The organism is Ensifer sp. ENS11 (assembly GCF_014851895.1).
Lineage (GTDB): Bacteria > Pseudomonadota > Alphaproteobacteria > Rhizobiales > Rhizobiaceae > Ensifer > Ensifer canadensis.
Window position 1 is genome coordinate 589496 of sequence record NZ_JACVAN010000001.1, and the last position, 14636, is coordinate 604131.

17 protein-coding genes are annotated in these 14636 nt (G+C 60.5%); all 17 read left to right on the plus strand.

All coding sequences use genetic code 11. The annotated features are described in order from the left end of the window. Nucleotide 1: 1 nt before the first annotated feature. The 17 genes from motC (at nt 2) to IB264_RS02970 (ending at nt 14628) form a co-directional block, all read left to right on the plus strand. The gene (gene motC / locus IB264_RS02890) at nt 2-1312 is read left to right on the plus strand and encodes a chemotaxis protein MotC (protein ID WP_025425935.1); all 1311 of its coding nucleotides are present in this window, start codon (nt 2-4) and stop codon (nt 1310-1312) included. Then, on the plus strand, nt 1309-2766 hold the full coding sequence (locus IB264_RS02895) for a flagellar hook-length control protein FliK (protein WP_025425936.1): 1458 nt from the start codon (nt 1309-1311) through the stop codon (nt 2764-2766). The genes motC and IB264_RS02895 overlap by 4 nt, the downstream gene beginning before the upstream one ends. Beyond that, a complete protein-coding gene (locus IB264_RS02900) occupies nt 2717-3274 on the plus strand; it encodes a transglycosylase SLT domain-containing protein (protein ID WP_025425937.1) in 558 nt (185 codons plus the stop codon). The genes IB264_RS02895 and IB264_RS02900 overlap by 50 nt, the downstream gene beginning before the upstream one ends. Nucleotides 3275-3544: 270 nt before the next feature. Beyond that, entirely contained in the window at nt 3545-4216 is a 672-nt protein-coding gene (gene rem / locus IB264_RS02905; RefSeq protein ID WP_025425938.1) for a transcriptional activator Rem, read from the plus strand. A 91-nt stretch (nt 4217-4307) separates the two neighbouring features. Next, entirely contained in the window at nt 4308-5540 is a 1233-nt protein-coding gene (locus IB264_RS02910) for a flagellar hook protein FlgE (RefSeq protein ID WP_025425939.1), read from the plus strand. Between the two features lie 23 nt (nt 5541-5563). Beyond that, nucleotides 5564-6979, plus strand: a complete 1416-nt coding sequence (gene flgK, locus IB264_RS02915) for a flagellar hook-associated protein FlgK (RefSeq protein ID WP_025425940.1) — start codon at nt 5564-5566, stop codon at nt 6977-6979. 2 nt (nt 6980-6981) lie between these two features. Continuing rightward, nucleotides 6982-8034 carry a flagellar hook-associated family protein gene (locus IB264_RS02920; protein ID WP_025425941.1) on the plus strand — a complete coding sequence of 351 codons (1053 nt, stop codon included), beginning with the start codon at nt 6982-6984 and terminating at the stop codon, nt 8032-8034. Between the two features lie 35 nt (nt 8035-8069). Continuing rightward, the gene (flaF, locus tag IB264_RS02925; protein ID WP_025425942.1) at nt 8070-8417 is read left to right on the plus strand and encodes a flagellar biosynthesis regulator FlaF; all 348 of its coding nucleotides are present in this window, start codon (nt 8070-8072) and stop codon (nt 8415-8417) included. After that, nucleotides 8414-8863 carry a flagellar biosynthesis repressor FlbT gene (flbT, locus tag IB264_RS02930; protein WP_025425943.1) on the plus strand — a complete coding sequence of 150 codons (450 nt, stop codon included), beginning with the start codon at nt 8414-8416 and terminating at the stop codon, nt 8861-8863. The genes flaF and flbT overlap by 4 nt, the downstream gene beginning before the upstream one ends. Continuing rightward, entirely contained in the window at nt 8854-9264 is a 411-nt protein-coding gene (gene flgD / locus IB264_RS02935; RefSeq protein WP_025425944.1) for a flagellar hook assembly protein FlgD, read from the plus strand. Before flbT ends, flgD begins: the two co-directional genes overlap by 10 nt. Nucleotides 9265-9271: 7 nt before the next feature. Next, nucleotides 9272-9538, plus strand: a complete 267-nt coding sequence (fliQ, locus tag IB264_RS02940; protein WP_025425945.1) for a flagellar biosynthesis protein FliQ — start codon at nt 9272-9274, stop codon at nt 9536-9538. A gap of 220 nt (nt 9539-9758) precedes the next feature. After that, nucleotides 9759-11846, plus strand: a complete 2088-nt coding sequence (gene flhA, locus IB264_RS02945; protein ID WP_025425946.1) for a flagellar biosynthesis protein FlhA — start codon at nt 9759-9761, stop codon at nt 11844-11846. After that, the gene (fliR, locus tag IB264_RS02950) at nt 11843-12595 is read left to right on the plus strand and encodes a flagellar biosynthetic protein FliR (protein ID WP_025425947.1); all 753 of its coding nucleotides are present in this window, start codon (nt 11843-11845) and stop codon (nt 12593-12595) included. The genes flhA and fliR overlap by 4 nt, the downstream gene beginning before the upstream one ends. 4 nt (nt 12596-12599) lie before the next feature. After that, entirely contained in the window at nt 12600-13013 is a 414-nt protein-coding gene (locus tag IB264_RS02955; protein WP_025425948.1) for a hypothetical protein, read from the plus strand. Nucleotides 13014-13129: 116 nt separating this feature from the next. Further along, nucleotides 13130-13681 (plus strand): rod-binding protein, encoded by a 552-nt coding sequence (locus IB264_RS02960; RefSeq protein WP_025425949.1) that lies wholly within the window; start codon nt 13130-13132, stop codon nt 13679-13681. 14 nt (nt 13682-13695) lie between these two features. Further along, entirely contained in the window at nt 13696-14064 is a 369-nt protein-coding gene (locus IB264_RS02965; protein ID WP_025425950.1) for a hypothetical protein, read from the plus strand. Continuing rightward, nucleotides 14065-14628, plus strand: a complete 564-nt coding sequence (locus IB264_RS02970) for a hypothetical protein (protein ID WP_025425951.1) — start codon at nt 14065-14067, stop codon at nt 14626-14628. The last annotated feature ends 8 nt before the right edge of the window (nt 14629-14636 follow it).

Below are 14636 nucleotides of genomic sequence, written 5' to 3' on the forward strand. Positions count from 1 at the left end.
GATGCTGCGACGCTTGCGATCCGCCTTGATGATGTCGGCACTGGCCATCCCGCTTTCGGCGGGAATGGCGGATGCCAACGACCTCGAGGAGCTTGCACCCTTCAAGATGATCCGGTCGCTGCAATACGTGCAGGACTCGGTGGTGCTCGGCGATCATTCTGCCATCGAGATGCAGCGCTTCATGCTGGGTGCGATCGACAAGCGGCTCAGGGCTGCGGATGCGTCCGTGTTCCGCGATCCGCGCAATGTCGATGCGGCACTTGTCTACGCCATGAGCGGCGGTAATCCGGAAACACTCAACTATCTCGCCGACCATGATGTCGATGGCAATTTCGATTCGCGCGTTACTGACGCGCTTAGGCAATATCTCGGCGGCAAGGGTGGCCTGATCGTCGAGAGCCTGTCGAAGGCGGCGCCCGAGTACCGCAATTCCCGTGTTGGTCCCTACCTGTTCCTGATCCTCGGCAATGCCACATCTCAGCAGGACCCGGTCGGGGCGATGAAGTTCTACGACTGGGCGCGATTGACTGCTCCGGGAACGATTATCGAGGAGGCGGCGCTTCGTCGCTCGGTCTTCCTTGCTGTGCAGGCGAACATGCCTGACAAGGGATTTCGTTATGCCCTGAACTACGCCCGCCGATACCTGACGTCGCCCTATGCCAGCCAATTCGCCGACGTCTTCGTCGAGCTGGCCGTCGGGCATTTCGACGAGGCGGCGCACGAACGGATTTCCGAAATCCTGACTTTCATGGATGCGCCGCGCCAGCGCGAGGTCTATCTTCGCGTCGCACGACGTGCGGCTATCAGCGGAAAGCAATCCTTGGCAAAGCTTGCCTCGGAACGGGCCGAGCAGCTCGCAGCCGACGGTGCGTCCGAGCCGCGTGTGCTCGCCAATTTTTACGCCGGGCTGGCGTCGGTACCGTCGTCTGACGTCTTTGCCGCAACACAGAGCATCGCCGCGATCCCGGACGCTGAGCTTTCTCCGCGTGACCGAGCCCTGCGTGACGCGGCAAAGGCAGTTGCAGAGGCCGTTGTCAGACCACCGGACGATGAAAGCCTCACGCAAGCGTTCTCCGCTAGACCGGTTAGACCAGCCACGCCAGTCGAGCAGATCGAAGGTGCGGAAACGGGAAGCGGCATGAGCCCGTTCGGTAGCCCGGCGGCTGATGCCAGCGCCCCAGAAGCTGGCGAGACGACACAGGCCAGCGCTGAGACTGCCGACGCCTCCGATCCTGCTCACGACGGTTTCGTGGCCAAGGGGCGGTCCAAGTTGGAGGAGATCGATGCGCTGCTAAGGGGGGAAGGCAAATGAGAGCTCTCGACGAAAGCCTGCGCGCACCACCTCAGTCCCAGACGGGCAAGCCGGGCGCACGTGCGGGCGGCAAGGAGCAAGCCCCCGGCGCCTTCGAGGACGCCGTCGCAACCGCTGGGCGCCAGAAGGCGAACGGTCAGGGCGGACAAGGTTCGTCCGCCGGCAACGGCGAGGCGGCCGAAGGCGAAAACTCTGGAGCTGCGACCTTGATTGGCAATGGCGGCATTAAAGGCGGCGACGCCAAGATCTCGATCTCCAAGCAGGCGCACAATCGTGCACCTGGGGATCCGGAAGATCCGTTGCTCGACAATCACAATGCTCAGAACGAGCGGTTCTCGCTCGCGGAGCGTGGACGAGACGCCAAGCGTGTTGCTGCCAAGGCGGCGCGGGCGCGCGAACAGGCGAATGAGACGGTTGCCGCCGACGCCGACGAATTGGCCGCCGGCATAGCGGGTTTGTCGCGCGGCTTGGGTAGGGGCCAGGCAAACGGCGCGCAGGGTGCAGACGGCGAGCCAACTGATGCGGCCGCGGCTTCAGATGCCAAGACTTCCCCAAGCGCCAGCGTAGACGACCTGCTGACGCTGCTCGGCGGCAACGCCATGCCGTCGACGCGTGCTGATGCCCAAGGTGGCTCGGCCGGCGCCGCTGGCGTCCATGCCCTCGGTGAACGCGGCGCCAAGGGCGCTGGGCATGGCGAGATGATCGATGCCCATGGTGCGAGTGCCGAAGGTGCCGATGGCGAACAGGGCACCGACCGGTTGTTCCGCTTCGCCCGCGCCGATGGCAAGGGGCAGGCGATTTCGATGAGCATATCGAAGGACGGCGAACGGGCGACGGTTGACGCCGCGCGGTCAAATGCCAAGGCTGAGAACGTCACCGTGCTCGAAGCTCGCCGTTATCTCGGCATTTCGATGAACAGCAATTCCACCAATGTCGCCAACGCGATCGCCGGCGACGCGGGCTTTGCCCAGTCGTTGCAGCCGAGTGCTGCCCTCGGCCAGCCGGGTGCCTGGACGCAGGCCGGCAAGACCTTGAACACGCTCAAGATCCAGATGCATCCGATCGAGCTTGGCCTCGTCACCGCAACGTTGCGGTTGAAGGACGACGAGCTGCAGGTCGAGCTGAAGGTGGAGAACGGCGAAGCCTTCCGCCAGCTGCGCGACGACCAGAGCGAAATGGTCAAGGCGCTGCGAGCCCAGGGCTTCGCGGTCGATCAGATCAACGTCGTGTTCAATTCGGGCAGCGATACATCGACGGGCGGCGGCAGCTCGCAGCCGCAGGCCCAGGCGGGCCAGCAGGGCCGCGATCGCGCCGAGGACGGTAGCGGGCAGGGGCGGCAGCGACAGGATGGCGACAGCCAGGGTTCAGTGGCGGAAAGGCGGGTTGGCAATGGCGGTACGGATGATGCGGTTGCCGGCACTGAGCGTTCTCGCACTGGTCACGTCTACATGTAGCGCATTCGCCGGTGCCGACACTGGAATCTGCGAACGTGAAATCATCTCGGCAGCATCCAAATACGGCATTCCGGCCGGCATACTCTACTCCGTCGGATTGACGGAAACCGGCCGCAAGGGGTCGCTGCAACCCTACGCAATGAATATCGAAGGTAAGGCCTATTTCGGCACCAGCACGCAGGATGTTCTCGTTCGATTTGCCAACGCTCAGGCGCAGGGTGCCAAGCTCATCGATCTCGGTTGCATGCAGATAAATTACCACTTCCATGGCGATCAGTTCGCATCGCCGACGGAGATGCTTGACCCTCGCAAGAATGTCGAATATGCCGCGCGCTTCCTGTCCAACCTTCGAGCGAAGCATGAGAGCTGGACAATGGCCGTCGCACGGTATCATGCCGGCCCGAACAACGACCCGGCGCAGAAGAAATATGTCTGCCGGGTGATCGCGAATCTGGTCGCGACGGGCTACGGCAAGTGGACGCCGAATGCCACGCAGTTCTGTCAATAAGCAACCAATGATTGTTTGATTACGGGTCATTCTGCATTGTGGCGACAATGCGTGGAGAATGTGACGGCAAGTGGTTTTGTCGCAAGCCGTTAACTTTTCCACATTATTTTAGTGTGACCGTTAACGCTTAGCCACTAGATGTAGATCAAATCGGCGCGATATGGTTAATCAATTATTAATTCCACCCATTAACTTCCTCTAGTTGTTCATGAATCCCTCGATTCGTACCTCTCAATCAGTGCGGTGCCATACTGATTCGGAGGCGGACGAATGATCGTAGTGGTTGACGATAGAGAACTCGTGAAAGACGGCTACACGTCGCTTTTCGGGCGTGAAGGAATTCCCTCGACGGGCTTTGATCCCAAGGAGTTCGGCGAGTGGGTGAATGCGGCGGCAGATTCGGATATCGACGCGGTCGAAGCGTTTCTGATCGGCCAGGGTGACAGCACCTTTGCCTTGCCGCGCGCGATCCGCGACCGGTCGATGGCGCCCGTCATTGCGGTCAGCGATACGCCTTCGCTCGAAAACACCCTGGCGTTGTTCGACTGCGGCGTCGACGACGTCGTTCGCAAGCCGGTTCACCCCCGCGAGATCCTGGCACGCGTTGCGGCGATCCGTCGCCGCCTGAAAGCCATCAACAACTACACCGACATCGGCCCGATCCGCGTCTTTGCAGATGGCCGCGATCCGGAGATCAACGGCGACGTGTTCGCATTGCCACGCCGCGAGCGCCGCATTCTCGAATATCTGGTCTCCAACCGCGGGCGCCGAGTCTCCAAGTCTCAGATTTTCAACGCGATTTACGGAATCTTCGATGAAGACGTCGAGGAGAACGTCGTCGAAAGCCACATCAGCAAGCTGCGCAAGAAACTGCGCAAGAAGTTGGGCTTCGACCCGATCGATTCCAAGCGGTTCCTTGGCTACTGCATCGACTGGAACTAAGGCGCGGCTAGGCGGGTCAGGGCGTACCTAAGACAGGTTCACGCAAGGCCCGCTTCCTAGTGTCGCTGCAACGTGGAAATGAGGATCCGATATGAGTCTCTATGGCAGCATGAGAACGGGCGTCTCCGGTATGAACGCTCAGTCGAACCGTCTCGGCACTGTCGCCGAAAACATCGCGAATGCGAACACGACGGGCTACAAGCGCGCCTCGACAGAGTTCTCATCGATGATCCTGCCTTCGGGCGGCGGCAACTACAATTCCGGCGGCGTCGAGACCCAGGTGCGCTACAGCATTTCGCAGCAGGGCGGCACAAGCTACACGACGTCCTCGAGCGACCTCGCGATCAACGGCGGCGGCTTCTTCATCGTGCAGGGCAACGGCGGCGAGAATTTCCTGACCCGTGCCGGCTCCTTCGTTCCCGATAAGGACGGCAACCTCGTCAACACCGCCGGCTTCAAGCTGATGGGCTACGAATACAAGGCTGGCGCCGACCCGACGGTCGTGGTCAACGGCTTCGACGGCCTGACGGAAGTCAAGCTCAAGGACGAAGGCCTGGTGGCGTCGGGCTCGACCAAGGGCACGATGGAAGCGAACCTGCCGTCAGGTGCTGCCGTCGGCGACGAAAAGCCGACGTCGCTTGTCGTCTACGACAGCCAGGGTAACACCCGCATCCTCGACTTCGTCTACAAGAAAACCGGCGTGAACCAGTGGTCGCTTGAGATACGGGACCGTTCGACATACACGGCAGGCCCGCCGGCAACGGGCGTGATCGGCTCGCAGAGCATGACGTTTGACGCGGCCGGCAAGCGCATTTCGGCCACGCCCGCCACGCTGACGACGACGCCTATCAACAACCTGCCGGGCACAGGCGCCAATCTCGGCGCCCTGACGATCGACACGACAAAGACGTCGCAGCTCGGTGGCGATTTCACCAGCACCGGCGGCGGCATCGACGGCAGCAAGCCGAGCAAGATGTCGGGCTTCGAGATCGACAAGGAAGGCGTGGTCTACGTCAAGTACGGCGACGGTAACCTCATTCCGAAGTTCCGCATCGCGCTTGCCACCGTCCAGAGCCCGGACAGGCTCTTGCCGCAGTCTGGCAACGTCTACTCGCAGGGCACCGATTCCGGCGTCATCGTCACCGGTTTTGCCGGCTCCGGTGCGTTCGGCAACATCCAGTCCAAGGCGCTCGAGAACTCCAACGTCGATATCGCCAACGAGCTGACCTCGATGATCGAGGCGCAACGCAACTACACGGCAAACTCCAAGGTGTTCCAGACCGCATCGGACCTGCTTGAAGTTCTGGTCAACCTGAAACGGTAATTGAAAGAGATACGGTCCGCGTTATGTCGCTGTCCTCCGCAATATCCATCGCACAACAGGCTTTCAGCAACACGGCGCAGCAAACCGCGATCGTGTCGAAGAACATCGCGAACGCGGGCAACGCGGACTACTCGCGTCGGCTTGCTTTGCTCGGAAGCACGGCGAATGGCGCGCAGGTCGTATCCATCTACCGTGCCCAGAACGAGGCGCTGCTCAAACAGAGCATCGCCGGCATGGGCGAGGCCTCGGGCCAGGCAAGGCTGCGGGAAGGGCTGGAACTGATGAAGTCGGCGCTCGGTGGCAACAGCTACGAGACGGCGCCTTCCAAGCTGCTGGCCGATTTCCGCAACAGCCTTCAGACCTTTGCCGCGACCCCTGGCAACAAGACGATCGCCGCAACGGCGGTTTCTGATGCCGGGGACCTGGCGGATTCGCTCAACAAGGCCTCCAAGTCCGTCCAGGACATGCGCGAGAATGCCGACAAGGAAATCGCGCTGGAGGTCGACAAGCTGAATGGCCTGTTGGCGGAATTCGAAAAGGCCAACAACGCCGTCAAGGCGGCAACGGCGCAAGGGTCGGACCCGAACGACGCGCTCGATCAGCGCGACAAGATTTTGAAGCAGGTCTCCGAGATCGTCGGCATTTCGACGACGACGCGCGCCAACAACGACACTGTGATCTTCACCACCGACGGGACCGTGCTGTTCGAGACGATTCCGCGCTCGGTCACCTTCGCCTCGCAAAACGTTTACGACGCGACGACAGTCGGCAACAAGATCTATGTCGACGGCGTGCCGATTGCCGCGGGAACCGGCGCCGATACGACGGCGAAGGGCAAGCTAGCAGCACTCGTACAGCTGCGCGACGACGTCGGGCCGAAATTCCAGTCGCAGCTCGACGAAATCGCCCGCGGCCTGGTGACGATGTTCCAGGAAGGCGGCCAGCCCGGCCTGTTTACCTGGGGAACGGCGGGTATTCCGCCAGTCGGCATCGTGCCTGGCATGGCATCGAAGATCACGGTCAACGCGCTTGCCAAGGCAGACCCGCTGATGCTGCGCGACGGTGGTTTCGACGGTACGTCGAACAACCCCACCGGCAATGCAGGCTATACCGCCCTGCTGGACGGCTTCATCAACGCAATGGGTGAGAACATGGCGTTCGACCCAGCGTCCGGCCTCGACAGCAACAGCAACATTCTGAATTTCGCCACCAGCTCCGTCGGCTGGTTGGAGCAGTTCCGCAAGACGGCATCGACAGCCGACGACAACAAGTCGGCTCTGCTGTCGCGCACGGCGGAAGCGCTGAGCAAGCAGACTGGCGTCAGCATCGACGAAGAACTGTCGCTGCTGCTCGATCTCGAACAATCCTACAAAGCATCGGCCAAGCTGGTCAGCACCGTGGACGCCATGATGGCGGCCCTTATGGAAGCTGTGAGGTAATCATGAAGACATCCTTCGTTTCGAACCTGGCGATTCAGACCGCCATGCGCCTGACGATCCAGCAGACTCAGGCCGAGTTGCTGCGACGCACCCAGGAAAGCACGAGCGGCATTCACTACGACATCGGCCTAACGCTTGGGGCGTCGACGTCGCGATCGCTCAATCTGCAGCGCGAGCTGGACAGGATGGGCTCCCTGAAGGGCACCAACGCCGTGGTCACGCAGAGGCTTTCCGCCTCCCAGGGCGCGCTTGAGACGATGCAGAAGGCCGCCGAGAAGGTGCGCGACACGCTTGTGACCTACAAGGGCAACGACAGCGTCGACGCGATGAAGATCCTGAAGTCCGAAGTGAATGGCGCGCTTCAGATCTTCACATCGGCGGCGAACACCTCTTTCAACGGTGAGTTCCTGTTTTCGGGCATCAACTCAGACGTCAAGCCGCTCGCGGACTACAACTCCGTGCCTCCGTCTGCGGCCAAGGCCGCATTCGATACGGCGCTCAGCAGCTACATGTCGACAAACAGCCTGACCGACATGAGCCAGTTCACGCCGGCACAGATGCAGGACTTCATCACGACCAAGCTCGAACCGATGTTCATGGGCACGGATTGGGATGCCAACTGGTCTGATGCCTCGAGCCAGAACATGACGAGCCGGATCAGCGCCAGCGAGGTCATCGAGAGCTCGACCAACGCCAATACCAAGAGCTTCCGGATGTTCGCGCTTGCCAGCGTGATCTCGTCGGAACTGATGGACAAGAACGTCAATTCGCAGGTCCGCAACACGCTCAACAACGCCGCATTCGGCTACATGGAGCAGGCTATTGCCGGCCTGAACGGGGAACGCAGCTCGCTCGGTATCTCGGAGTCGCGCGTCAAGAAGGCGACGACTTCGATCGAGGCGCAGGAGAAGCTCATCAAGACCCACATCATCGACGTCAACGGCATCGATCAGGAAGAAAACGCAACGCGCGTGAATATGTTGAAGACCCAGCTCGATACATCCTACGCGCTGACGTCGAGACTGCAGCAGATGAGCTTGCTCAACTACCTCTGAGAAGAGGCGACCGGACAAACATGAAGGATGTCTGAATGTACCAATTTTCCTATGCCGAGATCATGGAGGATGGCGTTGCCGACTCCAAGAATCGAGAGCGGCAGGTACTCGATCGCTCGATTGCGCTCCTTGAAGCCGCAAGACAGCAGAACGGGTATTCGAGAGAAGCCATCGAGGCGATCTATTTCACCCGGCGCGTCTGGATCCGCTTCATCGAGGATCTTCGCGCTCCGGAAAACCAGCTCAACGAAGAGCTGCGCGCCAATCTGATTTCGATCGCCATCTGGATACTCAACGAGACGGAAAAGATCCGCAAACGCGAATCCTCCAACTTCCAGGGCATAATTGACATTACCACCATCATCAGGGATGGACTGAAATGAAGAGCACACTGCGTATCTCGCTGAAGTCGGGCGAAAGAATTTTTGTAAACGGCGCGGTGCTTCGCGTTGACCGCAAGGTCGCCGTCGAATTCCTGAATGACGTGACCTTCCTTCTGGAAAACCACGTGCTTCAGCCGGAAGACGCGACGACGCCGTTGAAGCAGCTCTACTTCATCGCCCAGATGATCCTGATCAACCCGGAAGGCGCCGAGCAATCGACCGCAATGTTCCGCAAGTCGGTCGTCATGCTGCTTAACTGCTTCAAGAACGAAGAGATCCTGGCCGAACTGAAGCGGGTCGACGGCCTGGTCACCAACGGCCGCGCCTTCGAAGCGCTGAAGGCGATCCGTGGGCTCTACGCCATCGAAGACCGCATCCTCAACACGCAGGAAATCACGCCGGCCACGGTCGAGCAGATTCGCAAGGAGATCGCACCATGGCGGTAAGCGGCGTCAGCAACAATGACTACACCCCGATCGTCTCGGGTGCCGACTCTGGCAACGACGCCAGCAAGGCGTCGCTGAACTACGAGAGCTTCCTCAAGCTGCTCGTGGCCCAGATGAAGAATCAGGACCCGACGCAGCCGATGGACGCCACGCAGCAGATCGCGCAGCTCGCGACCTTCTCGCAGGTCGAACAGACGATCAAGACCAACAAGAATCTCGAAAGCCTGCTGCAGCGCACGTCGCTCAGCGAGGCGGACGCGGTGATCGGCAAGACTGTCACCAATGCCGACGGCACAGTCACTGGCGTTGTCAAGGAAGTCAAACTATACTCTGACGGAATCATTGCAGTGCTGGATAACGGCAAGGAGCTCGTTATCGGCCCAGGCGTCAAGGTAAAGTGATACCCCTATGAATGAGGCGGATGCCCTCGATATCGTGCAGGCTGCGATCTGGACCGTGATCGTTGCCTCGGGGCCCGCCGTTCTCGCCGCGATGATCGTCGGCGTCGTCATCGCCTTCATTCAGGCGCTGACCCAGGTTCAGGAAATGACCCTGACCTTCGTACCGAAGATCCTTGCCGTGATGATCACGGTCGCTGTTTCCGCGCCTTTCATCGGCGCCCAGATCTCGATCTTCACCGACATCGTCTTCTCCCGAATCCAGTCCGGATTCTGAGCGCGCCTTACGGCATAATTTCATTCTTAAATCGGATCCGATTTAAGAATGAAATTATGCAGCAAGTTTAAAGCGATACAGCGTCCTTTGCGCGTCATATTTGACGCGCGGCGCTGTCGCGCTACCACCTTCGCGCAAGCTTGGGCCTCTATCTCCAGTCTTAAGATTGGGGCAGCGCGTGTGAATGCTGCCCGACCTCTCATGAAGAGACGGAAGAGACATGGCACAGCAAGCGGCGTTGATCATCCCGAAAGTAGCACCAAAGGGCCGGGACATCGGCTTTGCGCTCGGGATCGTCATGATCCTGGCAATTCTCTTCCTGCCGATCCCGCCGTTCCTGATCGACATGGGGCTGGCTTTCTCGATCGCCTTCTCGGTCCTGATCCTGATGGTGGCGCTGTGGATCCAGCGGCCGCTCGAATTCTCGTCCTTTCCGACGATCCTTTTGATTTCGACCATGGTTCGCCTGGCGTTGAATATCGCAACGACGCGCGTCATCCTTTCCCACGGTCACGAAGGCCACGGCGCCGCCGGCGGCGTCATTTCCGGTTTCGCCAGCCTCGTCATGTCCGGCGATTTCGTCATCGGTCTGATCGTCTTCCTGATCCTGATCACGGTGAACTTCATCGTCATCACCAAGGGTGCGACGCGTATCGCCGAAGTCGGCGCGCGCTTCACCCTCGATGCCATTCCCGGCAAGCAGATGGCGATCGACGCCGACCTTTCGGCCGGTCTGATCGACGAAAAGGAAGCGCAGCATCGTCGTCGCGAACTGGAGCAGGAAAGCTCGTTCTTCGGCGCAATGGACGGCGCGTCGAAGTTCGTGCGCGGCGATGCGATCGCCGGCCTGATCATCACCGCGATCAATATTTTTGGCGGCATCATCATCGGCTATCTGCGCCATGACATGCCGATCGGCGAAGCGGCCGACGTCTTCGTCAAGCTTTCCGTCGGTGACGGTCTGGTCTCACAGATCCCCGCGCTGATCGTCTCGCTCGCCGCCGGCCTCCTCGTGTCGCGTGGCGGAACCGCCGGCTCGACCGACCAGGCCGTTGTCGGGCAGCTCGGTGGTTATCCCCGCGCTTTGATGGTTGCCTCCGGTCTGATCATCCTGCTTGCGCTGGTTCCGGGACTGCCGTTTCTGCCGTTTGCGTTCCTTGGCGGCGGCATGGCGTTCCTGAGCTGGGTCATTCCGCGGCAGATCGAGGCGGAAAATGCGGCGCGCCGGATGGAGGAAGCCGCGACGGCCCAGCAGGCTAAGGACGGTGAGGCGGACTCGGTCAAATCGGTGCTGAAGACGGCGGAGATCGAATTGCTGCTCGGCAAGCAGGTGTCGACCCGACTGCTCGGCGCGCACCAGGAACTGGCCTTCCGCGTCGGCAAGATGCGCCGCAAGTTCGCCGGTCAATACGGTCTCGTCATTCCGGAGATCAAGGTTTCCGACGACATCAGCATCCCGGACAAGGCCTATCACGTGCGCATCCACGGCACGACGATCGCCTCCAACACGGTGCGTGTCGGTGAAGTTCTGGTGGTCACAGGCGGCGGCCGCCGTCCGAGCGTGCCGGGAGACGAGATCCGTGAGCCCGCCTTCGGCATGCCGGCGGTCTCGATCCTCGAGACATTCACCGAAGACCTGAAGCGCGAAGGCTTCCACCCGATCGACAACGTCTCGGTGGTGCTGACGCATCTGTCCGAAGTGATCCGCAACAACCTGCCGCATCTCTTGTCCTACAAGGATGTGAAGGTACTGATCGATCGGCTGGACCCGGAATACCGCAAGCTGGCCGACGAAATCTGCACTTCGCACATGTCCTATTCCGGCCTGCAGGCAGTCTTGAAGCTGCTCTTGGCGGAGCGGGTATCGATCCGCAACCTGCACCTGATCCTCGAAGCGGTGGCCGAACTCGCGCCGCATGTCCGCAAGACGGAGCAGATCGTCGAGCACGTGCGTGTGCGCATGTCGCAGCAGCTGTGCGGCGACCTTGCCGACAACGGCGTCCTGCGCGTCCTGCGCCTCGGCAACAAATGGGATATGGTGTTCCACCAGGCGCTGAAGCGCGACGCAAAGGGTGAAGTCGTCGAGTTCGACATCGATCCGCGCCATCTCGAAGAGTTCAGCGAGCAGGCGACGAAAGTTATCCGTGAACATCTCGATCGCGGCATGCCCTTCGTACTGGTAAGTTCGCCCGAATCCCGTTCTTATGTCCGCATGATCATCGAGCGTCTTTTTGCCACTTTGCCCGTGCTCTCGCATGTCGAGCTTGCCAAGGGCCTCGAGATCAAGATCATCGGCTCTATTTCATGATAACCGACCCCGAGGGCACGGTGCTCGCACTGTTTGCGGCATTCTGCCGGATCGGGGCGTGTATCATGATCATGCCGGGGTTCTCGACCGCGCGCATTCCCATGCAGATCCGGCTGTTCATCGCGGTCGCCATCTCCATGGCGATCCTACCCGTCATGTGGACCGATATCTATCCGCAGGTGACCGGCAAGGGACACACCTATATCTACCTGATCGCTGCCGAAACCGCCGTCGGCGCGGTCATCGGCCTGGTTGCCCGCTACTATGTGCTCGGCCTTCAGTTCGCTGGCACGACGATAACGATGCTGATGGGCTTCAGCCCGCCGCCGTCGTCGGACGTGATCGAAGACACGGCGGAAAACCAGCTCACCAGCATGATCAGTTTTGCCGGCTTGATGATCCTGTTCATGCTCGATTTCCACCACGTGATGTTCGAGGCGATCGCCCAGTCCTATCGGGTCATGCCGGTCGGCAGCGTCTTCGATCCGCAGGGCGTGCTCATCACCCTGACGGATTCGCTCGAGCAGACCTTCATGATCATGCTGAGGCTCGCGAGCCCCTTCCTGATCTATGGCCTTTTGTTCAACGTCGCCATCGGCATGGTCAACAAGCTGGCGCCGCAGATCCCGATCTACTTCATCTCGCAGCCCTATCTGATCATGGGCGGCATGTTCCTGCTCTATCTCGGTATCGCCGCCATGCTGCGCCTGTTCGGCGACGGCTTTGCGCCGGTCATGCAAGGGGGATAGCCACATGAAGACGCGGTCGCAGAAGCTCAAGCGCCTGGTCGCAGTCCAACGGCATCTCGAGCAGATGGCCGAGGCTGACTTTGTCGAGATGGTGCGGCAGCGCGAGGCCCTGGCCGAGACGATTGATGTCGTCGTCGATGCCATGGGCTCGGCCCATCCGATGCATCGCATGTTTTCCGGCCACTATTCCTCGCAGGTCGGGCGCCTCGTGCAGAAGGACCAGATGCTGTTCGGCATCCAGCAGACGCACGAAGCGCGCATGCTGAAGGAGCGGGCCAAGGCCGACCGGCTCGAGGAAAACATGAAGGATGCCCGGCAATCGGAAGACCGGGAAGAGGCCGACAATTCGATCTATGACCTGATCGATCAACACGTTGCCCGCCAAGCGCCAGCTTCCGGTAAGGTTGACGGGCGATAGTGCGACATCCGGAACGCTCCACCCCCGTGTGGTGGGACGTTCGGTCGAGATGTTGAACGCGCGATTGCGTCGGCCCGGTCGGGGTCGCTGCGATGCCGTTGTCGAGAGGATTTGTCATGGCTATCTCTCCGCCCAGCGATCTGGTGATGGACGTCGTGCGCGCGGCCGATCCGGCCGAGGTGCAGGAAGCGCAGGCCCGGCTGAAGGCCAATCGCGCCGCCTTCCAGGCGACGAGCCTCGCCGAAAACGGCAACGGTTTCGCCGCCGCCGTCAACGTCCTCAACTCTTCGGAGGGATCGAGCGGCCTCGGCGATATCAACAACCGGGTCGAGCAGAAGAAGGTTCCCGAGACCTATCGCAAGTTCGAAGCGATGATCCTGCAGAATTTCGTGAAATCCATGCTTCCGAACGACAGCGAGAATGTTTTCGGAAAGGGCACGTCCGGCGACATCTGGAAAAGCATGATGGCCGAGCAGATCGGCGATGTCATTTCCAAGAGCGGCGGCATCGGCATTGCCGACCAGTTGGCTGCCGGCGATGCGCGCGAACGTGTCAATGCCTCGCTCGATGGCAACAGCCGAAACCTGGCCGCAAGCCTCGTGCAGGAATACGAGCGCAAGACGCTCACTGGCTACACGACTGAAGACGATAAAAACAAACAAGCTTAATTGGGAGTTCATTTATGGAAGCTGTGGCATCCAACGACGTCCGGATCCAGAACGTGCTCGGCCGGCTGGAAATGATCATCGACAATGAGAACAGCCGTATCGGCGTCGATCCGGAGTTCGATATCAAGACGTCGAACGCGCACAAGAGCCGTTGCCTCTACGAACTGACGATGCTGCACCGCGATACGCTGCCGGGCGAGTTTTCGCCGGCCTTCGCGTCGCAGACCCGTCACCTGCGCGACAAGCTCGAGATCAACTCGCAAAAGGTCGAAGCCCACCTCGACGCAGTGCGATCCGTCGTCGATCTGCTGAAGACCGCCGCCCAGGATGCAGATGCCGACGGCATCTATTCCGAAGCGCAGTTCCGCTATAGCGATTTCTGAATGCTCAAGCTCGTTCTCACCGGGGTTTGGGTCTGCGCCGTCACGCTCGGATCCGTCTATTATTCGATGCAGAGCGCCTCGGCGCCCGTCGTCTCGGATGCGGAAGCAACGCGGCGTGCATCGGAGCAATATGTTCCGGGAGAAATGATCACGGTTCCCGTCATCAAGGACGGCGCCGTACAGGGCTATTTCCTGACCAAGCTTTCCTTCTCGGCGACGAAGGAAGGCATCAACAATCTGCGCGCGCCGCTTCGCCAGATGGTCACCGACGAACTCTACGACATGCTGGTCGGTTCGAGGTTCATCGATGTCGGCGACACAGGCACGTTCGACCTGCCGACCTTCAAGTCGACGGTCAAGGATGGGCTCAACAAGAAGCTTGGCGGCGAGGTGATCACCGAGGTCCTCGTCGAACAGCTCGAATATCTGACCAAGGACGACGTCAAGCGCGTGGCCAACGGCCAGAACGTCCCGCGTCAGAAGCCGGTCGCCATCGTCGACAAGAACGGCAACGTCGCCAACGACAAGTTGCCGGAAGGCAGCATCAACGCCAGCACCCACTGATCGCCACT